This is a genomic window from Cognatundibacterium squillarum (genome assembly GCF_014652435.1).
Lineage (GTDB): Bacteria > Pseudomonadota > Gammaproteobacteria > Burkholderiales > Burkholderiaceae_D > Undibacterium > Undibacterium squillarum.
Window position 1 is genome coordinate 1 of sequence record NZ_BMYU01000004.1, and the last position, 22,930, is coordinate 22,930.

A 22,930-nucleotide genomic window follows, 5' to 3' on the forward strand; every position below is an offset into this window, starting at 1 on the left:
AATGCGGTCGTGGAGTACAAATCGGTGGCGGCGGTGATGGCCTCGGCACAGCGTCTGGGTGTAACCAAGATCGGTATGGTGGGGAACGAGCAGTTCCTGAAATAATCCGTTTCAGGCGTTACAGTAAAAAAGGCAGAGTTTTCACTCTGCCTTTTTTATCGCCTTCATTTTCACCATACTTGCTGCACGAAATTTCCGTCGCGAACAAAGCTACGAATCAGCATTATCCGGCTTACTTTTCTTACGCTTCACGCCGATGACAATTTGAAAGATACCGGTCGATATCGCAAAAACAGCCAGTGCCGGAATCAACACACGCAGCAGCCGAACGATGGAGTCCTGACTTTCGGGTGAAAGATGGCTGTACCATTGATCTGCAAACGGCAATGCGTACTGAACAAACACAGAAGGCATGAGCGCCATTAACACAGCAATGCCTGCTGATGCTGCAAGAATCACCATCCGCAGTAACACCGCACCCGACTTACGCATTAGCGGCGCCTGTCTGGGGCGACTTCGAACTGACGGCAGATGTGCGAACCACGACAAACTGCTTGCGGAACTCCAGGCCCTGCTGTGGCCAGCGCTCAGCGTATTTCGTAAGTACCGGCACCAGCGCCTCCAGATTTTCACCATTACAACGGCAGTCCACAGCCAGTTTTCCATGCTGATCACGCGACACAAAGAAGCGGATTCCGAGGAATGCCTGACTTTGCAATTCTTTGTGCAGATGATCCATCACCTCGGTGACGAAGCAACACGGACAGAACGGGTGCTCCTCTTTTTTTCCTGATGGTGTCTGCACGAGATGTGCCACTGGCCCCAGCAAAATCTGACGATATCCGGAGACCTGATTTTCCACGCCAGCCACAGGAAGCTCAATGACTGCACAATCCTTAGGCTGTTCGCGCACAGCGTCCGCGATCACAATCCAGTCCTGCGCCAGCCATTGCTGAATACAGGCTGCAAACGCATCTGTTTCCGTTTTTCCGAGCGCATGCTGATATTCAGTGAAACCCTCAGGAAACCATACCGGATGAGAAACACTGACCCTGATTGCGGTTCTGTGACGGTCTGCACCCAGCGCTACCGACTCCATCGCCAGCATACTGACCGAAACCTGATTTGATGCCCGAAGGAATCCGTTTTCAACGGTCGCCGATTCACCCTGTGCAGTCAGTGCTGTGCGCAGCATTTCCAGCAACAAGGGATCTCCCTCCTGATGAATGCCAGGCTGGTTGCCGGACATATTTACAGAACGGGATTCACTATGCTGTTTTCCAAACAGCGCCTGGATAAATCGTGGAAGACGCATAATCATCAGATCAAATAAAAGTGCGTCATTGTATGCCACTAACGCATTTGCGTCAGTTATCGAGATGTGAAATCAGCAGCTGACTGATACGCCCGCTTTCTGCAACCGCCTCTGCAGATGCATTGTCCATCGATAAACCAACCGCGAGAATATCAATCAGCAGCAATTGCAGGATACGGGAAATCATTGACAGGAAAGTTGCATTATCCTCGGTATGATTCACTGCCAGACAAACCGTCGCCAGTTTGCCCAGAGGCGATTGCTGAGGCGCGATTGCAATCACGCTGGCGCCCGATTTCAGCGCCACTTCTGCCGCTTTAACAATTTCCGGTAACTTACCCGAATTCGATACGGCAATCACCACATCGCCGGGACCAAGAATTTCTGCCGCCATCATGAACAAATGTGCATCGCCATAATTAGCGGTTGGAATCCGGAAGCGGAAAAATTTATGCTGTCCATCCAGCGCGACAGCACGGGCATTCCCCATCGCGTAGAACTCAATTTTTCGCGCCTGCCGCAATAAAGACAGAGCATGTTCGATTGCATGAACCTCCAGCTGGTCGCGGAAGCTCAGAATTGCAGAAACCGTGTTATCAATGACTTTTGCACTCAGATCATGGGTACTGTCACTGCGCCTTACCTGACTATGACGAACCGGTATCGTACCCGTCAGGCTGCTGGCAAATTTCAGCTTAAAGTCTGCCAGCCCTGCAAAACCTAAAGAACGACAAAAGCGGATCACGGTTGGTTGGCTGACATCTGCCAGACGTGCAATTTCAGCAATCGCTTCATTCAAAACTGTGCGCGGATTATCCAGCACCAGCGATGCTACTCTTTTTTCCGCTGGCGTCAGTTCCGGCAAAATTTGTTGTATACGGTCAAGCAGTCCGTTATCACCCGACTTACCGCGCAGGTGCTCAGACAAGATTGCTGAAACGCCGTAAAACGCAGGAACCGGTGTTGTAATCACATAGACCGGAATCTGCCGCAAATACTGACTGAAGCGCCCTTTTGCTTCAAAACGCTGACGAAACTGCGATTCGGTGAACAGAGGCAGAATGCGGGGCACGATGCCGCCGCCAATGTAGATACCACCCAGTGCGCCTAGCGTCACCGCCAGATTTGCGGCAAAACTGCCAAGCATGCCGCAAAACACGTCGATTACCTCAGTACACAGGGTATCCCGGTCGCGCACCGCCTTTTCCACGATGTCGCGCGATGCCAGCGCGATATCAGGCTGACCGCGTAATTGCGCCAGCGCCCGGTAAATCAGCTCTATGCCAGGACCGGAAATCAGGCGCTCAGCGGAAACGTGCTGCCATTCTTTCCACGCATATCGCAACACTTCATATTCCCGCTCATCGCAGGGCGCAAAGTTGACATGGCCACCTTCTGAACCCAGTGTAACAAATCCGTCTGCCGTCGGAATCAGCCCTGACACACCCAGACCTGTTCCCGGACCAAGCACCCCGATCACTGATTTTGCAACCGGAGCCTCACCGCCGATCTGTAAAGTGTCGTCCGCACGTAACTGCGGCAATGCCATTGCCAGTGCAGTAAAGTCATTCACAATCAGCAACGTATATAAACCAAATTCACGACGGACGGATTCAATCGAAAAACGCCAGTCGCGATTCGTCATTTGTACCGCGTCGCCATCTACCGGATTCGCAATCGCAAAAGCAGCATGCTGAATTTTGACGCTGGGTACATTGGATAAATACGATTTAATCAGCGGCACAATCCCGGCATAGTCAGCACATGGCAACACCTGCACATGCTCAAAATGGCCGACTGACGTTTCCAGCGCAAAGCGGGCGTGCGTTGCACCGATGTCTGCAATCAGGCGCGGTCCGCCCGACATGGCAACAACTGGTAAAAGCGGATTCTGGTGTTCGGTCATACTACGGCCCTGACGATACGGTGATGTGCCGGACAATTGCCGGATTGAAAACTGGCAGCAATTTACCACAGTGCCGCCAGTGTGCCTATCAGCCCCGCACTTGCTGCAAACCAGGCAGGCGAATCTGATGCCGGGTACCCGGTTTAAATGTCAGTGTAAAGCGCAGCAATTTTTGTGCTGCATCGTAACTGAATGTCTGCGCCTTACCGTCAATCGTAATGATTTGCGGCTCTTTGCTGACACCATGAACATACATCGTCCATTGACGCGGCACCGACTGATAGCGACGCCCTGCTTTTTCATCCACTGTCAGCAGTAAGCCTTCCGCGGTGTGCTGCTGTGACAGGCGCGTCAGTGCAAACGCCTGCTGCTCCCATGCCAGCCTTGTTTTTCCGTCATCGTCATACAATTGACCTTCAGACGCTTTTGTCTCGCTGACTGTCTGCGGGTAAATATGCCAGTTCAGATCTGCGACACGGAAGTCTTCTGTACTTTGCAAACCTTCAGCCATCGGAATCATCGCGCCAGATTTCACAAACACCGGGATCGTACCGCTGCTCAGCACCAGCTGATGCTGACTGCCGCCTGCGTAAGTCACGCCACTTTGGAAATCGATCCAGTCATGTCCGCGCGGAAAGCTGACCTGCATGGTTTTCTGACCTGCATTTAACACCGGAAACACAAGAAAATCATTGCCCCAGAAATATGCACTGGCGGACGTCCGTGCCTCTGCTCCTGCGTCAGCGGCAAAGAACAAAGGACGCATCAGCGGCATACCGCTGCGATGATTTTCAAATGCCAGCGTATAGTTATACGGCAGTAAGCGGTAGCGCAGTTCAATAGCGGCTTTGGCAAGCGCTTTCGCTGCATCGCGCCGGTACACCGGTTCTGCAGGCACCTCTTCCTGAGCGTGAGGGCGGAACACAGGCTGGAACACGCCATACTGTAACCAGCGCGTATACAGCTCATCATCATCTACTGCACCGGCAAAACCGCCAAGATCGGAATGCATATATGCCATACCCTGCATCCCCATTTGCAATGCGATTTCCGGCTGTGAACGCAAGCCACCCCAGCTGCGATTCACATCGCCCGACCACGGAATCATGCCGAAGCGCTGAGAGCCGGAGTAGCCGGCGCGCATCAGAATAAATGGCCGCTCCTTCGGATAAAATCGCGCAGATTTCTCCGCAATCAATTTTGCCCACTCGTGTCCGTATATATTGTGAACCTCAGCCGCGCTGCCGCCCGCGTGGCGAATATCATCCGGATGAACTTCAGGCTCACCCAGATCACCCCACCAGCCGTCGGCACCCAATGTTTTCAGCTCAGCATAACGTTGCCAGAACCAGTCGCGCGCTGCAGGTTTTGTGATATCGATCAGTCCGGTATGTCCGAAATAAAAATCATATTCATACGGCTTACCATCTTTGCCTGTTGCAAGAATGGCGTTTTGCTTTGCTTCCTCCCAGCGCCCGGATGAAGTCAGAATAAATGGCTCTGTAATCAGCACGGTACGTACCTGCTGCTTTTTCAAACTCGCCATCATGCCTGCGGGATCCGGGAAGTTATCTTTGTCAAATGCCAGATTGCCCATCGTGCCTTTGACTTCTTTACCGAACCAGAAAAGATCGAACACAATGGCGTCCAGCGGAATCTTTTCCGCCCTGAATAAAGCCACTGTCTTCAGTGCTTCCTCTGCTGAATGATAACCGAACCGGCTGGCAAAATTTCCCAGTGTCCAGCGTGCCGGCATAGGTTGCCTTCCGGTCAGCGTCGTGTAGGCATCTATCAGTTGCGGCCACTGCGTTCCAGCCAGAACCTGATATGTACGGGTGTCACCACCCGCACCATACACGACACGGTTATTTTTCTGACTGTCTAAATCCAGAAATCCTGTCGACGGCTGGTCAAAGTGCACCGCATATTTCTGCGAAGACAGAAACAATGGCATCGCAAAATTCATTTGCAGGGATTGCTCTTCATAACCGTAATGGGCCTTGTTATACAAAGGCAGGCGATGTCCGCGACGGTTCATCCCAAGTGCACGGGCTCCGCCACCGTAAAGCACTTCGTCGGGCTGCACAGCAAGTTCGGTCAGTGCCAGTCCGTTCTCAGTACGGTCGCTGACAATATCCTCGAACAGAAAACGTCCCTGCGCGTAATAACGCAGTCGCATCGGCGACTTTTGAATTTCCACCAGCATTTGTCCGGCCTGAACTTTCAGCAGATTCTGCTGTTGCTCCAGCTGCATTCCGGGCAATGCGCGATGTAGTTGTACTGCATGCGATGCACGTGCTGGCGATGCGGATTTACCTTTTGGTATGAAGCGGTTTTCCAGTATGTCGTCGCGCAATAAACGCAACTCCATCTGACCATGCGAAGTCTGCATCGTCAGAACATGATTCTTCAGCGCAAAACTCTGCAGCGTCTGTTCATCCGCAAACGCTGCCTGACTGACCACAACAGCCGCCAGACTACAAAAATACACTAACTTCATTCATTCACTCCTTCCAGCAACACAGCGCGACTGGCGGATGGCACAGTCACGTAACCATCTTTCACTGTCAGAATCTGCTTGCTGTAAAAATCTCTTAAGCTTTGCGCCGCCGGAAACACCTCACCGACAAAAACACGCTGACCTGCGACTGCGCCGAGAACCACCACCACCTGATCCTGAAGATGCGGTGTGTTCAGGCGCCGGCTGAATACATAGGGCGTTGCCGACATTTGCTGATGCACTCCTGCACCGATTGCCGGATGGCGCTGCCGGAATTGTCCGAGCAACTGCCAGTGCATGAGTACTTGTGGCGCAGGTATGCCGGCAATTCTGGCCTTCTGCGCCAGATCGTCCCAGTTCATTGGTGAACGTAATTTCGCATCACCTGCTGCATCCGGATCATCCATATTGCGGCCGGATTCATCACCGTAATAGATCTGCGCGGCACCGGGGCTCAGCAACAGGCGCTCGGCAGCCAGCAAAGGGAATTTACGCTGACGGTCAAAAGAATGTTCATCATCATGCGATGCAAGGTAATTCAGAACGGAAACACCTTTCAAGTCTGTTGACAGTAATTTCTGATATTCAGAAAACTGCGCCTCTGCATCTTTGCTGATATCGCTGCGAAATGAAAAATTAATCAGTGCGTCGAAGCCGGCATCAAACAAAGCCAGTTTGCTGCCGCCGTCCATATGAAATGATTTTCCCTGCTGAATGCCATAGCCGTAAGCTTCGCCAACCATATAAAACGGCGTACGGAAGCGAACCTTTTGCGGATGATTCTGCTTCCATTCAGCATATGCATCACTGGCGACCTGCTTTAATTCTGCCCACAATTCCGGCTCTACATGCTTAACGGTATCGGCACGAAAGCCATCAATACCAAAGCGTCTGATCCAGTCTGCATGCCAGCTCATCAGGTAGTAGCGTGGTGCGCGGGGAAAGCGGTAACGCTGGAAAAACACGTCGAGATTTTGCATCTGCTGCTGCAAACGCCCTTCCTGCTGCCACTTATTGATCAGGAATGGCGGCAGTTTCATGTCGCTGAGCGTTTCTGTGCGCAAGTCCGGTAAACCCTTTACCAGTGCACAGGATACCGTGCTCGGAATATCGCGGTAACTGCATACCGGTTCGTCCCGCACCCATTCCTGCGGCCATGCACTATCCTGCGCTGTGACTGGTCCGACATGGTTCATTACCACATCCAGTAATACGCGGATACCTTTGTCGTGCGCGGCATCCACCATTTCACGGAACGCGTCTTCACTGCCAAGTGCCTGATCCGTGGTCGTAAAATCCCGTGCCCAGTAACCATGAAAGCCATAGGATTTTCCTGTACCTTCATCGGTGTAACCGTGTATCTGCTCCACCGGTGGCGTAATCCATAAAGCGCTGACGCCGAGCGCATTGAAATAACCGTCACGGATTTTCTGCGTGATGCCGGCGAAATCACCGCCCATAAAATAACGCAGCGGCGCACCGTCTTTCTGCCGTCCGTAAGCCGCATCATTTGCCTTGTCGCCATTCACGAAGCGATCGGTCAGAACGAAGTAAACCGTTCCGTGCTTCCACCACGCGACATCCTGCTCAGCCGCAGGTGCTGTATGCACCGCTGTTGTTGCAGCGCTTACAGAAAAAACCGTGGTATTTGTCAGCAGCAATGCGAGCGCCAGCGCACGCAAAGGCTGATTCAGCCATGCTTGTTTGAACATAGATACATCATCCAAAAAGAAACGGTGATCCGCAGATCACCGCATTTGCTGTTACGCCTTCTGTTGTTCCGGTTCGCTGATCATTGCGCTGATCAGGCCTGCAATCAGCATGCAGGCACCACCCAGTACCAGTGTTTTGATGGTTTGTCCGGCAAACCAGTGCTTTGTCACCCAGCCCAGCAGCAAGCCACTCAGAATTTGCGGAATCACGATGAAGAAGTTGAACACGCCCATGTAATAACCCATGCGATCTGCCGGCAGTACCGAAGCCAGCATGGCATACGGCATGGTCAGAATACTGGCCCACGCCAGTCCGACTGCGACCATCGGCACCCACAGCAAATCTGCAGATCCGATTACGTAAAGTGTCATCAGACCGAGTCCGCCAGCCGCCAGACACAAAGCGTGCACAAGGCGCTTTGCCATAAATCTGGCCAGCAGCGGCAGCAGAAACGCTGCAATCGCAGAAACCCCGTTATACACAGCAAACATATTACCGACGCGGTTTGCCGCATCCTGAAAGCTTTGTGAGCCAGCGTCTGTGACATGGAATAAATGATCTGCGATCGCTGTCGTTGTATAAATCCACATGGCAAACAAAGCGATCCAGGTAAAGAATTGCACCACTGCCAGCTGACGCATCAGCTTTGGCATACTGAGCAAGCCGGCAACGATCTCTTTGACCGCATGCGACACCGACCCTGCCTGCTGACGGTTGCGTTCAAACGCCTGCATATCGGCTGGCGGCGCTTCCTGTGAAGTCAGTACAGTCCACATCACTGCAGAAAAATAAATGGCGCCGCCGGTGTAGAACGCAAAGCGCACGCTGTCGGGAATACCGCCGTTCACCGGTACATTGCTGACGTGCATGACTTTGGTAAAAAATTCCGGTAATAACGAAGCGATCACCGCACCGCAGCCAATGAAAAATGTCTGCATGGCATAACCGGCTGTTTGCTGAGAGCTGTCCAGTTTATCGCCCACGAATGCGCGGAATGGCTCCATCGATACATTGATCGCCGCATCCATCATCCACAACACCAGCACCGCCATCCAGACTGCGGAGGCATTTGGCATCAGGAACATCGCGATGCTGGCAAGTAATGCGCCGATAAAGAAGAACGGACGACGGCGTCCCCAGCGCGGATGCCAGGTGTGATCACTCAGGTAGCCAATCACCGGCTGTACCAGCAAACCTGTCACCGGCGCTGCCAGCCAGAACAACGGCAAGTCATCCGGACTGGCACCCAGCGTGGAAAAAATCCGGCTGGTGTTCGCGTTTTGCAAAGCGAAACCAAACTGAATGCCGAAAAAACCAAAGCTCATGTTCCATAACTGCCAGAACGTCAGTCTTGGTTTCTGAATTGAATTTTGCATCTCTACCGTCTCCAAGGATTTCGCCCGCACTGTTATGGCTCAGTCAGGCTGCGATCACCGCCATGCGGTCTTTTTTGTATTGGTTTCATCCGTCAGACGGATGTTTGCCGGACAGCGTTAGCATACCTGCATTTGCTGTTCCGGCATTCAGGCTTGCAACCGTGTGCCAACAAAAAACCCTCCTCAGACAGGGTCAGAGAAGGGTCAAAGGACACACTGGAGTGAATTACATTTTGTAGTTCAGGCCGACAAACATCTGACGTCCGTATTGCTGATAGCCACGCGGACGGTCAGGCGAACCGGAGTAAGTCTGGAATGCAGTGTCAGTCAGGTTATTTACCTGGAACAGCACGGACATGCCTTTTGCCCAGCCGGAGTTGAAGTCATAACCCAGTTGCATATCGACGACGCGGTCAGACTTCACAAAAGTCAGTTCGTTTTGTCCGCCCGGACCGCCGATCTCACCAACGAAGTCAGAACGACGACGCTGGCTGATACGCGCAGAGAAGCCATCTTTTTCGTAGTATGCAGTCAGATTCAGCACGTTACGGGACAGACCTGGCAGCGGCACACTCATGCTGCCGAAACGCTGATCCTGAATCGAAATCGAGCTGTTTGTCAGCGCCAGATTCGCAGTCACGCCAAAGCCGCTCAGTACCGGTGTTGCCAGATCGAGTGGCAGCGATGCCGCCAGTTCCAGACCCTGCAGCTTACCACCCTGACCATTCACTGGCTGAGTGAATGTACCCATGTTCGTTGTCGCCCCCGGAATCGCCATCGACGAGAAATCGTATGGTGTGGTCTGACGATAGATATAGGATTTCAGTTGCTTGTGGAATATTGCCGCTGAAAAATAAGCCTTTTTACCGAAGTATTTTTCGTAAGACAGATCGATATAATCTGCGCGCCAAGGGTCGAGCTGCGCATTGCCGCCGTTACCTTTTGGCGTACCGGTTTTGCCGTTAGACAGACCAACTTCGCGTGCTGCATTCAGTTCATCCAGTTTGGCACGTGCCAGCGATTTACCGAAGCCAAGACGCACGATTTGCTCGTTCGACAAGCTGGCTGCCAGATTCACGCTCGGCAATACATCGGTGTAAACCTTACCGTCTGTCACCGGTACCAGTGCAGCGATTGGCCATGCCAGCAGTGCGTTCGATGTCGAAGACTGATCGGTACGGATTACTTGCAGACCGACATTCCCTGTGACCGGCACGCCGGATACATTGGCATCAATATTCAGTTTAGAGTAACCGGTCGTGACTTTTTCGGTCAGCGTCCAGTTTTTCGTTGCACCCCACGGGTTCAGCAATACCGGTGTGAAAGGACCGAAGTTCGCAGCCAGAACGCCCGGGATATCCCATGCCAGTGTGCCTGGCATATTGATGAACGACAGATCTTGCGCGCCGTAAATCACGGACGGAGAGAAAGAACCATCGCCTTTTTTGTCAAAGCCGGTTTCCAGATGTTCTTTGGTTTTATCGCGTTTCGCGTAGTTCACACCAAATTCCAGGCTGGAGAACATACCGTCAGAAAACTCGCGTACTGCGCTCAGTCGGATTGCATTCAGTTTATCTTCCAGCGATGGCTGATTGACATAACCGTCACCGAATTTACCGCCGATTTTGATCGCGGATGCATCCGCCAGACTGTTCGCAAAAGTGAAGGTCGGAATCGGATTACCGTTCAGGTAATTGAAGCCGATATCCATTGCGCCACGACTGGAGTTGATCTCTACCAGACGCTCACGGATTTTTGCTTTGGAGTGGCTCAGATCTGCCGCCAGCGTCCATGCATCCAGCTTGTATTTATTGTTCCAGCCGATTGCAGTGATTTCACTTTCTTTGGTGAACCAGTTATTACGGATCACCGGACTGGCGTTAACAGTGCCTGCCAGCGCCATACCGTTAGCAATCGTCAGATTCGTAAAGTTCGCATCAGACCAGGATTCAAACGGCACTTCAAAGCCGCGACGTACTTCATCCTGTTTCAGTTTGGAATAGTAAGCATCAACAGTCGATGTGAAGTTTTTGGCTGGTTTCCATTCCACCACACCAATCAGACCATCGCGCTGAGAATTGCCGGTCAGTGCCAGTGCTTTAATACCCTGCGGTGCTTTCACGCCGGCTGGCACGCCTTTGTTACCTTCAACCCAGTTCCAGGTTTCAAAGAAATTATTAACATTTGGTTTATCGCTGTGCGCAAAACCCAGTGCCACACCGATGGTACGGTCAGCAAACTGATCGATATACGATGCGCTGATACGGTTACCGGTGCTCGGTGCGCCCACGCTTTCGCTGCCGTAAGAATTACGTTCGCCGCGTACATTCACAGCGATGGTACGACCCGGAAATGCCAGTGGCTTCACGGTTTGCAGATCAACTGTACCGGACAAACCTTGTCCGACCAGAGAAGAATCACCGGTTTTATAGACAGTGACATTGCTGATCAGCTCAGACGGATACTGATCATATTCCACGATACGGCTTGCGCTGGTACTGGCTTGTTCACGACCGTTCAGTGTTACGGTGGACAAATCGCCGGAAGTACCGCGAATACTGATTTGCTGTGCCTGACCATTCACGCGCTGTGCGGACAAACCCGGCAGACGTGCAATCGATTCTGCGATGCTGGTATCCGGCAGTTTGCCGATATCTTCCGCAGAAATGGTTTCTACGATGGCGTTTGCATTCTTTTTCGCGCTGATCGCGTCTTCGATACCTTTACGGATACCGGTCACAACCACCGTGTTGGTTTCTTTTGTTTCTTTCGCTTCCTGTGCAAATGCGGCTGCAGATGTTGTCATCATCAGAATTGCGCAACCCATCGCTACCGGATTGAGTCGAAACACTTTCTGCTGATGTGCAGCACCGCACATCACACGTTCTGTAGTTTGTTTCATTGCTGTCCCCTCGATCTTGTTTGACTGCTACTAAAGCTACATATCCACCTGTTCAGAACTGCCAGATCCCTGCGTCCCAGTCAGAATTTTGTACTAAAACTAGATTCTCAGTCAAACCTCAACTACAGAAAACTACATAAATATGTGCACTTATTGTGCAATGCCGTCTTTTTTACGCACACTTTTTCAGCAAAAAGCCTCATTTCGATGCACAAATGTAACTCAACTACCTTATGTAGTTTAACTACCAAACCAATCAATACCAGTCGGCCATCCGCCCTGACGCGCAGCATCAACTGAACAGCAGAAAGCGAGGATTCACTCGCTGCATGTGATATGCTCCGTCCTCCGCAATACAGTCTCACTCACCCATCACTTATGAATTTCAAACTGAATCAGGACGAGTTCCGGATACTCCGCCGCATCTACGCTGCCGGCCGCAAAGCCAAAGCGCCGAGTGGCATGCACTTGCAGTATAAGAAACTGGCTGCCCAGAAGCTGATTATTTTCCGCCGCGACGGCAGCGCCGAACTGACCGCACAAGGCCAGCAAGCGATCTTCGCCGACCTGTGCCTGACCGCACTGAAAGAACTCAGCGATGGCAAACCGGTGCAACTGACACCGGAAGTCCGTGATTATTTATCCCGCAAATCGATGATTTGCCGCGATGAAGAAAACAACTGGAAAGTGACCGATAAGGCACGCGAAATCCTGGCCGACGCTGGCATGGCGTAAGCCCCGCATGGCGGGATCACCCGCCCTGCCTCCCCCTTCTCCCGCACTCTTTGCTTTACACCGTTCGCGCTTCATCCAAAGTCCGCAGCACTCTGCCAGTCGTCGTCCAAACTACACCGGACATACTTTTGCCATCCGAAAGCGCCAAAAACCGCCATTTTTTGCCTCAAATGCGGACTCCGGCACAGCACCCCGGCGGTCGTTGGCAGAAAGTCTGGCTCACCGGAAATGGTGCATGCGGATAGCTGCACAATCACCCGATTTTTCTCCTGCCATCTCAGCCCCGGTATCGGCGCGGCAGATGGTGAATGGCGTGCTTCTGAAAGCAAAAAGCCACACCGGTATCCGGCGTGGCTTTTTGTGTTTTGCTCAGCAATGTAGCTGCTGGTGATACGTGATCCGGTTCAGGCGCCGGCTAATTTATTCCGCCTTATTCCGGAACAGCAGCAGCGCTGCAGCTAGCATCAGCAAACCGGCAAACAGTGCAAGCAGATTGCCGAAGCGGATATACGGCGTGGCACCGCTGTAGCCCTGCACGCTGGTTTCCAGCACGCCCTGCTTCAGATAAGGCAGCTGCGCATAGACTTTACCGTCGGTGCTGATCGCCACCGTTGCGCCGGTGTTGGTGGTGCTGATCATCGGGCGACCAGTCTCCAGCACCCGCATCTGGGCGAACTGTAAGTGCTGGGGCATGGCGATTGAATCGCCGTACCATGCCAGATTTGACGCATTCAGCAGTATCGTCGCTGCAGGAACGCCGCTTTGTATCTGATGGCGAATCTGGTTAGCGATTTCCTCGCCGAACAGACTTTCATAGCAAATATTCGGCATGATCCACTGGTCTTTGACCGGCATCGCCATTTGCAATTCACCGGCACCGGTAAAGTCACCGATAGGGATTTGCATCATTTTGACGAACCAGCCGAATCCGGCAGGCACAAACTCACCAAACGGCAGCAAATGATGTTTGTCGTAACGGTAGTAACTGTTTGCAGCAATCGCGGGACCATAACCGATCAGACTGTTTGCATATTTCTGCGGGCCGTCGTGCATGCCCAGCCCCAGCAATACGGCAGTTCCGCTGCGCTCAGAAAACTGACGTACCGAAGACAGATAATCCGGCGGCAGCATCGATGACAATACCGGCAGCGCTGTTTCCGGCATGGCGACCAGATCCGTGGCTTTGGCTGTTGCCATCTGGTGATACAGCGCCAGCGAATCATTCACATGCTGCTGATCGAACTTAATCGTCTGATCCACATTACCCTGCAATAAGCGCACCTGTAATGGCTGACCGCTGGCCTGCGTCCAGTGCTGATGGCGCAGCGCGCTGCCAGCCACTGACAAGACGCAAAGCGCGGCGACCGCGCCCTGCCGCCAGCGCGCAGGTGCGTCGCCGATCAGAAACAGCGCGAGCACGGCAGCGGCAAATGCCGCGATCAGGCTCAGTCCGTACACGCCGGCAACCGGCGCAAAACCGGCAAACACGCTCTGGCTGTGCGCATAACCGGAAATCGCCCACGGAAAACCGGTCAGCAACCAGCCGCGCAGCCATTCAGACAGCATCCAGACAGCAGGCGTCAGCAGCAGCAGCGCAGGTGCAAGCGGGATACGGAAACGGTGACGGATCTGGTGAATCAGCAATGCAGCCAGACCGGCATACAAGGCGAGGAAAGCACACAACACCACCAGCGCCAGCACCGCCAGCACCACGGGCATGCCGCCGTAACGCGACATCGCAATCACCAGCCAGGCGATCGTTGTCAGCATCCAGCCGAAACCGAACACTGCACCGGTCAGAAACGGGCGTTTCTTTTCGGTGTTGTCAGGCAGACTGAGCAGCATGGCAAACAGCAAAGCCATACTGACCACCTGCACAGGCCACACATAAAACGGCGCAAAGGAAAACACTGCGCTGCTACCGGCTGCCAGTGATAACAACAGCGTTTTCGGAAGCGACAGCTGACGGAGTTTCTGACCTATGCCCAGCTCAGTCTTCACTGTCACGCTCTTCAGGAATAATCTGCTCGATCTGCAGCAGCTGTACTTCGGTCGCATCGGCGCGCAGCACTTCGATATGCAGTTCTTCCCAGTCAAATTCATCGCCTTTGTGCGGAATTTCACCGAGATGCGACACCACAAATTCACCCAGCGTACGGTCGCTGGCTTCTTTTAACAGCTCGCCGGTTTCTTCGTAGAATTGCGCCAGCGTGGTGGTGCCTTTCACGCGCCAGCGTTTGGCATTACCTTTGTAATCCAGCGCAATAACGTGATCTTCTTCCTCGGAATCGTACTCATCGTCAATATCACCGACGATTTGTTCGAGTACGTCTTCGATGGTAATCAGCCCCGCAACGGCACCGTATTCATCGACAACCATCGCCATGTGATTGCGGTTGGCGCGGAAATCACGCAGCAACACGTTCAGGCGCTTGGATTCGGGAATATAAGTAACCGGACGCAGCATCGTCTTCAGTTCAAAGGTTTCACCGGCGTAATAGCGCAGCAAATCTTTGGCCAGTAAGACACCGACGATCTTATCCGGATCATCATCAATAGCAGGAAAGCGGGAATGTGCGGTATCGAGTACCTGGTGTATCCATTCATCAATCGGACGTGAAATATCAATCACATCCATTTGTGCCAGCGGCACCATGATGTCACGGGCGCATAAGTCGGATACCTGAAACACGCCTTCGATCATTGCCAGTGCATCGGCATCGATCAGATTGCGTTCTTGTGCTTCAGTCAGGATTTCAAGGAGTTCTGCCCGGTTTTCCGGTTCCGGAGAGATCAGTGCGGTCAGTTTTTCAAACAATGTCCGCGGAGGTTTAAGGTCAGCCGGTCTGACCCTGCGCGAGTGCTCTTGCATAGCGGGCTTTAAAGCCGTAGTTGGAATCCTACAGGATACAACAAATCAGGCAGATTCCCAAACCACGGCCTGCTGTTAGCCTGACAGACAACAAAGCTGCCACATCAGGCGCAATGTCATCACGGTGTCACGACAGGATGCTGCGCTTCAGCAGAATCCGCAGGTTCCACTTCATGAAAATGTTTGTAGTGCAGATGCGGTGTATGCATCAGGCCGGACATAATGTCCTTGTAACGGTAACCCCATTTAATATCAGCAACCAGATAGTGGTGGCGTGCATGCTGTACCTGCGCAGTGGCATCATCCAGACCGTCAATGGTGACGATCAGCGCAGCACCGGCACGCTCCAGCGCTTCAGGACTCAGGCAGGCCAGTGGGCTATCCTCATCCAGTACGTGAATCAGTGTCCAGCCAAGCATGAAATCCGGATGCACCGAGCGCTCCAGTTTCAAATCATAAATACGCCGGAATAAGCCCATATCTTCCGTCTGTTCATTCAGCATCAGAAACAGGCGGGCATTCGCCTGAGATATCACATTCAGTCTGGCATTCGCCAGACGTATCATCAGCAACTTTCGGTTTTGCCCCTGATAACAGACCGGATGGCGCGCAAAAATGACACTGGAACGGGGGCGTGAAAAGCGGGCAAATACAACACCGGTTGCCAGTGCAACGCTGGCCATCCCGACAAAAATTTCAATTGTCGCGATGATGTGAGCATACATGGTCTGAGGATGCATATCCCCGTAACCCACCGTTGCCAGTGTTTCAACGCTGAAAAAGAATGCGCCGAGAAAATTATCCGGCGCCATATTGGCAATCGGTGCAGCCCCCAGCATATACAGCGTGGCGAAGACCAGATTAAAGATCAGAAATACGATGCCGACGACCACAAAAAAAGCCGGCCAGCTGGATGTCAGCGCGTAGTAGTACACGTCCTGCCAAATCGGGTGGTCAAGGCCAAAGACCATGATTTCACGGTCTCTGACGCGCACCCGCCTTCCACGTTGCCGGTTCAGCAAAGCGGACCTCACTGTTCCTGATAAGGATTGGCAATACCGAGCGTGGCCAGCATTTCCGCTTCCAGCGCTTCCATTTCATCAGCTTCGTCATCATCGAGATGATCGTAACCCTGCGCATGCAACACACCATGCACGATCAGATGCTGGGCATGAGCGATCACGGTTTTGTTTTGCTCAGCGGCTTCACGCAGCAATACATCGGTACACAGGATAATGTCAGCCTGCGTGACTTCCGCTTCTTCATCTTCGGTGTAGGCAAACGTCAGCACGTTAGTCGCGTAGTCCTTACCACGGTAATCACGATTCAGTTGCTGACCTTCTTCGGCATCGACAATCCGCAGTGTGATTTCTGCCGGAAACAACAATGCAGCCTGTACTGTTTTGCGAATCAGCGGACGGGTCAGCTGATCCTGCAGACGGGTATCTGCATACTGTACGGACAGGTTAAGTTTTGGTTTAACTGCTTTATTTTCTGCCATGGTGTAATTGCTCAAATCGTTTACTGATCAGACTTTTCGCCGGTTCCGTGTGTTCATTCAGTCTGGCGTTCTGCTCATAAGCATCCACGATACGGCCAACCAGCGGATGGCGCACCACGTCAGCACTGGTGAAGCGGGAAAAGGCGATTCCGCGCACATCTTTCAGCACCTGCACTGCATCGGTCAAACCACTGCGTTGTCCGCGCGGCAAATCCACCTGCGTTGCATCACCAGTTACCACTGCTTTACTGCCGAAACCAATCCGCGTCAGGAACATCTTCATTTGTTCCGGCGTCGTGTTCTGCGCCTCGTCCAGAATAATGAATGCATGGTTCAGCGTGCGACCGCGCATATATGCCAGCGGCGCAATTTCGATCACTTGTTTTTCGAACAGTTTCTGCGTCTTATCGAAGCCGAGTAAGTCATACAGCGCATCGTATAAAGGACGAAGATAAGGATCGACTTTTTGCGACAAGTCACCGGGCAAAAAGCCCAGGCGCTCACCAGCTTCCACTGCAGGGCGCGTCAGGATAATCCGCTTTACCTGATCGCGTTCCAGCGCGTCCACCGCACAGGCAACCGCCAGATACGTCTTACCGGTTCCGGCAGGTCCCAGACCGAAAGTGACATCGTGTTCAATAATGGCACGCAGATACTTGATCTGATGCGGCGTTCTGCCGCGTAAATCACTGCGCCGTGTTTTCAGCAAAGGACTTTCGGCAGATTCGGACTCTTCCGTTTCCGTTTCGGACGGCTCGCCTGTGACCGCTGCACTGGCGGGCACATCACCCGTCGCAGTACTGCCAGCGCCTGTGTGATGTGCGCGCTGCTCTACCAGCGCCAGCTGAACTTCATCGACCGTGACCGGTTTCTTTGCCAAAGCATAGAACTGCTCCAGCAATTCCAGCGCACGTGCGCACTGATGTCCGCTGATAATGAATTTTTCACCACGGCGAAAAATCGTCACATCCAGCGCGGCCGAAATCTGGCGCAGATTCTCATCCAGCGGACCGCACAGGTTAGCCAGTCGGTTATTGTCCAGCGGTTGCGGGACAAAATGCAGCACAGGAACCGGTGTTTTGATCATGATGCCGAGGTTTCCCCGATCAGTTCGCCACGCAGCGAGTAGTTATAGACTTCGGTAATTTTGGTCTCCGCAAACTGACCAATCAGTGACTTCGGACCAACAAAATTCACTACGCGGTTATTTTCAGTACGTCCCTGCAATTCAGCAGGATTACGTGCCGACGGACCATCAACCAGAATGCGCTGTACCGTTCCCAGCATTTGCTGACTGTATTTACGTGTATTTTCGTCAATTGCAGCCTGAAGGGTTTGCAAGCGGCGCAGTTTGATTTCCGGCTCTGTATCGTCAGTCAGATTCGCAGCAGGCGTGCCCGGGCGCGGGCTGAAGATAAAGCTGTAACTGTTATCAAAACCAACGTCTTCCACCAGTTTCATCAGTGCACGGAAATCTTCGTCAGTCTCACCGGGAAAACCAACGATGAAATCGGAAGACACCAGAACATCAGGACGAATCTGGCGCAGTTTGCGGATCACAGATTTGTACTCAATCGCGGTATATCCGCGCTTCATTGCAGACAGAATACGGTCGGAACCATGCTGTGCTGGAAGGTACAAATGACTGACCAGCTTAGGCACTTTCGCATAGCAATCGATCAGACGCTGGGTAAATTCTTTCGGATGGCTGGTCACAAAACGGATACGCTCAATCTGCGGAAATTCAGCGATGTATTCAATCAGCAGTGCAAAGTCAGCAATTTCGCCGTCAGCCATCTGACCGCGATAAGCATTTACGTTCTGACCAAGCAATGTGATTTCTTTCACGCCCTGCTCTGCGAGGCCAGCAACTTCCGCCAGTACATCTTCAAACTTACGCGACACTTCTTCGCCGCGGGTGTAAGGAACAACGCAATAACTGCAGTATTTGCTGCAGCCTTCCATAATGGAAACGTAGGCGGTTGCACCTTCTACTTTAGCAGGTGGTAAATGATCAAACTTTTCGATCTCAGGAAAACTGATATCCACTTGCGGACGACCGGTCGTACGACGGGCATCCATCAGTTTCGGCAGACGGTGCAGGGTTTGCGGACCAAACACTACGTCCACATACGGCGCACGTTTGATAATGGCTTCGCCTTCCTGCGAAGCAACACAACCGCCGACACCGATCAGCAGATCCGGATTTTTGCGCTTCAGCTCACGGATACGGCCGAGATCAGAGAATACTTTTTCCGATGCTTTTTCACGTACGCTGCAAGTATTCAGCAGAATAACGTCAGCGTCTTCCGGTGTATCGGTTTTCACCAGACCTTCAGATATGTTGAGAACATCTGCCATTTTGTCTGAGTCATACTCATTCATCTGGCAACCAAATGTTTTAATAAAGACTTTCTTTTGCATTTCTCTGACTGACTACTTAATTATTTAATTTCGGTATTCTTGTACGGCACAGGCTTAAACACTTGCTCAACCGGCAATTGCTTGCCAATTTCTGAGCGTGTCAGTATCCAGATACGATCAACGTCACCCATCACATTTAAGGTGTAGTTGACGATAATTTCTTTCTCATCCAGCGATGCAGGAACCACAAACATATTTTCTGCATTAAAAATTCTGCAGGCAGGCGCGAGATACACTGCTTTGCCATTCAGCCGGACATCCGGATAAGCGGACATATCCAGCTTGCCGCGCTGGGTACCCGGTGGAAACTGACGATCTGCGCTGACCTGCGCAAAGCTCAGCAATTGCATTTGTGCGAACAGCAAAAATATGGCCATCTGGCACAACTTGCGGAATATACGCATTCTCACCCCTGTAAGACAAAAAATATGAGAAGAATCAACTACTTAAAACCGCCAAATGAAAGGCAGCAAGTTTAACACAGAGCGGCTTTGCAAACAGATTTCCAGGCAGCAGATCAATTTCAAGAGCGTTTTCTGGGATAATGACGGAAAAAACGCTATTTCATGATGCAAAACAAACACGCCCCTACCGAAATCAGTCCGTTCGACGAAAGTTATTTCCGCAAGGCCTTGTCACAGTTCGCTACCGGCGTCACTGTCATTACAGCCCGTATTGCGGACGGACATTACATTGGATTGACCGCCAGTTCATTTAACTCTGTTTCACTGGCGCCGCCACTGGTACTCTGGAGTCTCGGCAGCCGGGCGAACAGCATGCCGGTATTCGCATCATGCAGTCACTACGCAATTAATGTTTTGTCAGCAGGGCAGGAATGGATTGCACAGCAATTTGCCAGCAAACGTGATAACCGTTTCGAAGGCATCGGTTTCAGCTTATCACCAAATGGTCTGCCAGTACTGGACGGCGCTGCGGCCTGGTTTGAGTGCAAAAACCGCAGCCAGTATCCGGAAGGTGATCACGTCATTTTTGTTGGTGAAGTGACCCACTGTTTTGCAGACCCGAAAGATGCGATGGTATATCACTCGGGACAGTTTATTCAGGCGAGTCAGGCATGAACTGGCTGAACAGCGACCTGGTCGGCTACGTTGCCGCGACACTGACCACCAGCGCATTTATTCCGCAAGCCCTGATGACCTGGAAAAACAAACGTGCTGAAGGTGTTTCCCTGAGCATGTATGTCATCCTGATTACAGGCGTGATTCTCTGGCTGACATACGGAATCATGCTGTCAGCATGGCCTGTGATTATCGCGAACATCATTACCTTGTTTCTGACGATTTTCATTCTTGCAATGAAGATCGTCTACAAATAAGCCGTCCAAAAACTGCCTGCCGTTCAGGCAGGCAGTATCTCAGGACAACCATTCTCCGAGTACATGACGGGAATCAAAAGCTGCACGGCGCAGACGGTCATTGACGCCCTGCCAGGCTGCATCTGACGGTAGTTGCTCTACCAGAATCAGATCAGCGCTTGCCTGATCCAGCTCTCTCAGCCCCGCATATAACCCGAACGCATAGCCAGCCGGATCTGTCGGCAATTGCGTCCATGCTTTCGCATTGAGTTCAGGATGTGCCTGACAACTCATCAGCGCAATTGTTTTCCCCTTACTTTCCAGTACCGAGACGACCTGATCCAGCTCGTCAGGGCTGACCAGTATCACCGGTGTGCGTGGCGCATAATGCGATTCCAGTGTACCGGAAGCACGCGGAGCAGCGGCATCAGGCATGGCGGGCACAACACCCAGCACGGCACTCAGCTGATCCACCGAAATATGCCCCGGACGCAGCAACACTGGTCCGTGCGTTGCCAGCCGGCTCAGGTCGATGATGGTGGATTCAATACCGACATCGCTCTGACCACCATCCAGCACACTGGCTATCAGTCCACCCGGTCCCAGTTCCTGTTCAAACTCCTCAATCACGTGCTCCGCTTTGGTCGGACTGACGCGGCCAAATTTATTCGCGGATGGCGCTGCAATACCGCCGCGTCCGGCTTTAAAGCTTTTCAGCAACTCTTGTGCAACCGGATGCGAAGGACAGCGCAAACCCACCGTATCCTGACCGCCCGAAACCGCATCGGGAATATGATCGGCACGCTTCAGAATCAGTGTCAGGGGTCCCGGCCAGAACGCCTCTGACAACTGAAGCGCAGCGTCCGGGATGTCTTTTGCCCAGTATGACAAATCGGCACCCGGTGCTAGATGCACGATGACAGGATGATCGGACGGTCTTCCCTTCGCTTCATAGATGCGGGCTACCGCTTCGGGATTCTCGGCATCAGCGCCGAGTCCATACACAGTTTCCGTCGGAAAGGCGACCAGCAAGCCGGATTCCAGTGCTTCCGCCGCTTCCGCCAGATTGCATGGCGTACAGTCTGCTGCCTTCATACCCACTCCGGCTCCTGAATACCCAGAATTCTGCATGCTTCTGTTAAGTGCTTTTTCGCCTGCGCCAGTTCCGGTGCGACGAACGTAATATGTCCCATTTTGCGTCCGCGACGTGCCTCAGACTTACCGTATAAATGTAACTTGGCACCCGGTAATGCCAGCACCTGATCCCACGGAGGATCCACGGCTTCAGTGTCGGAAATACGGAACCAGATATCACCAAGAATATTCAGCATCACCGCAGGCATGTGTTGCGCGGTACTGCCAAGCGGCAACTGCGCTGTCGCTCTTACCTGCTGTTCGAACTGGCTGGTGACACAGGCATCAATCGTATAGTGTCCGCTGTTATGTGGTCGCGGTGCCATTTCATTCACAACCAGCGAACCATCTTTCAATACGAAAAACTCGATGCACAATACGCCGACATAACCGAGCTCGCTGATAATATGCAAGGCAGCTTCCTGCGCCTGACGCGCCACTTCCGCGGTCACATTCGGGCTCGGTGCGAGCGTCACAAACAATATTCCGTCCCGGTGGATATTTTCAGCAATCGGATAAACCACTGATTCACCATCGACACCGCGCGCAACCAGCACCGATACTTCGTATGCCAGCGGCAGCATCTTTTCCAGTACGCAGGTCTGGTGTTTGAGCGTATCAAAGGCCGCGGATAATTCTTCACGTGTATTCACGCGAATCTGGCCTTTACCGTCATAACCCATGCGTACGGTTTTCAGGATGCCGGGCAGCAACTCTTCTTTAACTGCAGCGATATCTTTCACACTGGAAATGCCCCAGTGCGGTGCCGGATAAACTCCTGTTTGCGTACCACAGCGGGTGAAGAAATGCTTCTCTGCAAGTCTGTCCTGCGCAACTGAAACACAGGCAGCCGAAGGCGCTACCGGACCTTCATAGCCCAGCAATTTCAGGCTTTCTGCAGGTACGTTCTCAAATTCTGTCGTAAAGTGCCGGGCATACTTCACCAGTTCACGTAAACCATCTTTACTGGTGTATTCCGCACTCACATGATGCTGCGCTATCTGAGCTGTCGGGCAGGCATGTTCCGGTTCCAGTACCGCAACTTGATAACCCATGGCATTCGCAGCCTGTGTAAACATACGCCCTAACTGACCGCCACCCATCATTCCCAGCCATGCGCCGGGCTGATTAGGCAACAGCGGCTTGCGTGGCAAAACCTGTTTTTCTATCGTCATAATTTGTCAAACTTTCGCTTTATCGCGGAATTACACCATAGTCTATTTTACTGGCTGTGGAA

19 protein-coding genes and 1 pseudogene are annotated in these 22,930 nt (G+C 52.4%); 4 read left to right on the forward strand and 16 right to left on the reverse strand.

Going from position 1 to position 22,930, the window contains the following annotated elements:
- Nucleotides 1-105, forward strand: a pseudogene (locus IE092_RS18840) (biopolymer transporter ExbD); the annotation flags it as partial.
- A 105-nt stretch (nucleotides 106-210) separates the two neighbouring features.
- Here IE092_RS18840 and IE092_RS09055 read toward each other — a convergent pair.
- The 7 genes from IE092_RS09055 to IE092_RS09085 form a co-directional block, all read right to left on the reverse strand.
- Entirely contained in the window at nucleotides 211-462 is a 252-nt protein-coding gene (locus tag IE092_RS09055; protein WP_189356855.1) for a hypothetical protein, read from the reverse strand.
- 22 nt (nucleotides 463-484) lie between these two features.
- Nucleotides 485-1,315: a DUF6348 family protein gene (locus IE092_RS09060; protein WP_189356856.1), complete on the reverse strand. Its 831-nt coding sequence runs from the start codon at nucleotides 1,313-1,315 to the stop codon at nucleotides 485-487.
- Between the two features lie 52 nt (nucleotides 1,316-1,367).
- Entirely contained in the window at nucleotides 1,368-3,221 is a 1,854-nt protein-coding gene (locus tag IE092_RS09065; protein ID WP_189356857.1) for a glucokinase, read from the reverse strand.
- 88 nt (nucleotides 3,222-3,309) lie between these two features.
- Nucleotides 3,310-5,721 carry a glycoside hydrolase family 31 protein gene (locus IE092_RS09070; RefSeq protein ID WP_189356858.1) on the reverse strand — a complete coding sequence of 804 codons (2,412 nt, stop codon included), beginning with the start codon at nucleotides 5,719-5,721 and terminating at the stop codon, nucleotides 3,310-3,312.
- On the reverse strand, nucleotides 5,718-7,433 hold the full coding sequence (locus IE092_RS09075; protein WP_189356859.1) for an alpha-amylase family glycosyl hydrolase: 1,716 nt from the start codon (nucleotides 7,431-7,433) through the stop codon (nucleotides 5,718-5,720). The genes IE092_RS09070 and IE092_RS09075 overlap by 4 nt, the downstream gene beginning before the upstream one ends.
- 51 nt (nucleotides 7,434-7,484) lie before the next feature.
- Nucleotides 7,485-8,810, reverse strand: a complete 1,326-nt coding sequence (locus IE092_RS09080; RefSeq protein ID WP_189356860.1) for an MFS transporter — start codon at nucleotides 8,808-8,810, stop codon at nucleotides 7,485-7,487.
- 226 nt (nucleotides 8,811-9,036) lie between these two features.
- The gene (locus IE092_RS09085; RefSeq protein WP_189356861.1) at nucleotides 9,037-11,712 is read right to left on the reverse strand and encodes a TonB-dependent receptor; all 2,676 of its coding nucleotides are present in this window, start codon (nucleotides 11,710-11,712) and stop codon (nucleotides 9,037-9,039) included.
- A gap of 378 nt (nucleotides 11,713-12,090) precedes the next feature.
- Here IE092_RS09085 and IE092_RS09090 point away from each other — a divergent pair, with 378 nt between their 5' ends.
- Complete coding sequence (locus IE092_RS09090) at nucleotides 12,091-12,447, forward strand: hypothetical protein (RefSeq protein WP_189356862.1); 357 nt, start codon at nucleotides 12,091-12,093, stop codon at nucleotides 12,445-12,447.
- Nucleotides 12,448-12,867: 420 nt separating this feature from the next.
- On the opposite strand, the gene lnt is transcribed toward IE092_RS09090, so the two are convergent.
- The 7 genes from lnt to IE092_RS09125 all read right to left on the reverse strand — a co-directional run bounded on the left by lnt (nucleotide 12,868) and on the right by IE092_RS09125 (nucleotide 19,648).
- On the reverse strand, nucleotides 12,868-14,454 hold the full coding sequence (gene lnt / locus IE092_RS09095; protein WP_229793116.1) for an apolipoprotein N-acyltransferase: 1,587 nt from the start codon (nucleotides 14,452-14,454) through the stop codon (nucleotides 12,868-12,870).
- Nucleotides 14,438-15,319 (reverse strand): HlyC/CorC family transporter, encoded by an 882-nt coding sequence (locus IE092_RS09100; protein WP_189356864.1) that lies wholly within the window; start codon nucleotides 15,317-15,319, stop codon nucleotides 14,438-14,440. Before IE092_RS09100 ends, lnt begins: the two co-directional genes overlap by 17 nt.
- Before the next feature lie 119 nt (nucleotides 15,320-15,438).
- Complete coding sequence (locus IE092_RS09105; protein WP_229793117.1) at nucleotides 15,439-16,290, reverse strand: ion channel; 852 nt, start codon at nucleotides 16,288-16,290, stop codon at nucleotides 15,439-15,441.
- A 59-nt stretch (nucleotides 16,291-16,349) separates the two neighbouring features.
- Nucleotides 16,350-16,820: an rRNA maturation RNase YbeY gene (gene ybeY, locus IE092_RS09110; protein ID WP_189356866.1), complete on the reverse strand. Its 471-nt coding sequence runs from the start codon at nucleotides 16,818-16,820 to the stop codon at nucleotides 16,350-16,352.
- Nucleotides 16,807-17,907, reverse strand: a complete 1,101-nt coding sequence (locus tag IE092_RS09115) for a PhoH family protein (RefSeq protein ID WP_189356867.1) — start codon at nucleotides 17,905-17,907, stop codon at nucleotides 16,807-16,809. Before IE092_RS09115 ends, ybeY begins: the two co-directional genes overlap by 14 nt.
- A complete protein-coding gene (gene miaB, locus IE092_RS09120; protein WP_189356868.1) occupies nucleotides 17,904-19,244 on the reverse strand; it encodes a tRNA (N6-isopentenyl adenosine(37)-C2)-methylthiotransferase MiaB in 1,341 nt (446 codons plus the stop codon). Before miaB ends, IE092_RS09115 begins: the two co-directional genes overlap by 4 nt.
- Before the next feature lie 20 nt (nucleotides 19,245-19,264).
- A complete protein-coding gene (locus IE092_RS09125) occupies nucleotides 19,265-19,648 on the reverse strand; it encodes a hypothetical protein (RefSeq protein WP_189356869.1) in 384 nt (127 codons plus the stop codon).
- Between the two features lie 165 nt (nucleotides 19,649-19,813).
- Here IE092_RS09125 and IE092_RS09130 point away from each other — a divergent pair, with 165 nt between their 5' ends.
- The gene (locus tag IE092_RS09130) at nucleotides 19,814-20,323 is read left to right on the forward strand and encodes a flavin reductase family protein (RefSeq protein ID WP_189357210.1); all 510 of its coding nucleotides are present in this window, start codon (nucleotides 19,814-19,816) and stop codon (nucleotides 20,321-20,323) included.
- Nucleotides 20,320-20,580 (forward strand): SemiSWEET transporter, encoded by a 261-nt coding sequence (locus IE092_RS09135; protein WP_189356870.1) that lies wholly within the window; start codon nucleotides 20,320-20,322, stop codon nucleotides 20,578-20,580. Before IE092_RS09130 ends, IE092_RS09135 begins: the two co-directional genes overlap by 4 nt.
- Nucleotides 20,581-20,619: 39 nt before the next feature.
- On the opposite strand, the gene IE092_RS09140 is transcribed toward IE092_RS09135, so the two are convergent.
- Both IE092_RS09140 and IE092_RS09145 read right to left on the reverse strand, forming a co-directional pair.
- A complete protein-coding gene (locus tag IE092_RS09140) occupies nucleotides 20,620-21,654 on the reverse strand; it encodes an L-threonylcarbamoyladenylate synthase (protein ID WP_189356871.1) in 1,035 nt (344 codons plus the stop codon).
- Nucleotides 21,651-22,868: a 5-(carboxyamino)imidazole ribonucleotide synthase gene (locus IE092_RS09145; RefSeq protein ID WP_189356872.1), complete on the reverse strand. Its 1,218-nt coding sequence runs from the start codon at nucleotides 22,866-22,868 to the stop codon at nucleotides 21,651-21,653. The genes IE092_RS09140 and IE092_RS09145 overlap by 4 nt, the downstream gene beginning before the upstream one ends.
- Nucleotides 22,869-22,930 lie beyond the last annotated feature (62 nt).

What these genes read in the sequence shown, in the direction of transcription:
- IE092_RS09100 (WP_189356864.1), bottom strand. Translation starts at nt 15,319, where the DNA reads ATGCAAGAGCACTCGCGCAGGGTCAGACCGGCTGACCTTAAACCTCCG.
- IE092_RS09115 (WP_189356867.1), bottom strand. Translation starts at nt 17,907, where the DNA reads ATGATCAAAACACCGGTTCCTGTGCTGCATTTTGTCCCGCAACCGCTG.
- ybeY (WP_189356866.1), bottom strand. Translation starts at nt 16,820, where the DNA reads ATGGCAGAAAATAAAGCAGTTAAACCAAAACTTAACCTGTCCGTACAG.
- IE092_RS09055 (WP_189356855.1), bottom strand. Translation starts at nt 462, where the DNA reads ATGGTGATTCTTGCAGCATCAGCAGGCATTGCTGTGTTAATGGCGCTC.
- IE092_RS09125 (WP_189356869.1), bottom strand. Translation starts at nt 19,648, where the DNA reads ATGCGTATATTCCGCAAGTTGTGCCAGATGGCCATATTTTTGCTGTTC.
- IE092_RS09130 (WP_189357210.1), top strand. Translation starts at nt 19,814, where the DNA reads ATGCAAAACAAACACGCCCCTACCGAAATCAGTCCGTTCGACGAAAGT.
- IE092_RS09085 (WP_189356861.1), bottom strand. Translation starts at nt 11,712, where the DNA reads ATGAAACAAACTACAGAACGTGTGATGTGCGGTGCTGCACATCAGCAG.
- IE092_RS09080 (WP_189356860.1), bottom strand. Translation starts at nt 8,810, where the DNA reads ATGCAAAATTCAATTCAGAAACCAAGACTGACGTTCTGGCAGTTATGG.
- IE092_RS09140 (WP_189356871.1), bottom strand. Translation starts at nt 21,654, where the DNA reads ATGAAGGCAGCAGACTGTACGCCATGCAATCTGGCGGAAGCGGCGGAA.
- IE092_RS09075 (WP_189356859.1), bottom strand. Translation starts at nt 7,433, where the DNA reads ATGTTCAAACAAGCATGGCTGAATCAGCCTTTGCGTGCGCTGGCGCTC.
- IE092_RS09060 (WP_189356856.1), bottom strand. Translation starts at nt 1,315, where the DNA reads ATGCGTCTTCCACGATTTATCCAGGCGCTGTTTGGAAAACAGCATAGT.
- IE092_RS09135 (WP_189356870.1), top strand. Translation starts at nt 20,320, where the DNA reads ATGAACTGGCTGAACAGCGACCTGGTCGGCTACGTTGCCGCGACACTG.
- IE092_RS09090 (WP_189356862.1), top strand. Translation starts at nt 12,091, where the DNA reads ATGAATTTCAAACTGAATCAGGACGAGTTCCGGATACTCCGCCGCATC.
- IE092_RS09145 (WP_189356872.1), bottom strand. Translation starts at nt 22,868, where the DNA reads ATGACGATAGAAAAACAGGTTTTGCCACGCAAGCCGCTGTTGCCTAAT.
- IE092_RS09070 (WP_189356858.1), bottom strand. Translation starts at nt 5,721, where the DNA reads ATGAAGTTAGTGTATTTTTGTAGTCTGGCGGCTGTTGTGGTCAGTCAG.
- IE092_RS09105 (WP_229793117.1), bottom strand. Translation starts at nt 16,290, where the DNA reads ATGGTCTTTGGCCTTGACCACCCGATTTGGCAGGACGTGTACTACTAC.
- miaB (WP_189356868.1), bottom strand. Translation starts at nt 19,244, where the DNA reads ATGCAAAAGAAAGTCTTTATTAAAACATTTGGTTGCCAGATGAATGAG.
- IE092_RS09065 (WP_189356857.1), bottom strand. Translation starts at nt 3,221, where the DNA reads ATGACCGAACACCAGAATCCGCTTTTACCAGTTGTTGCCATGTCGGGC.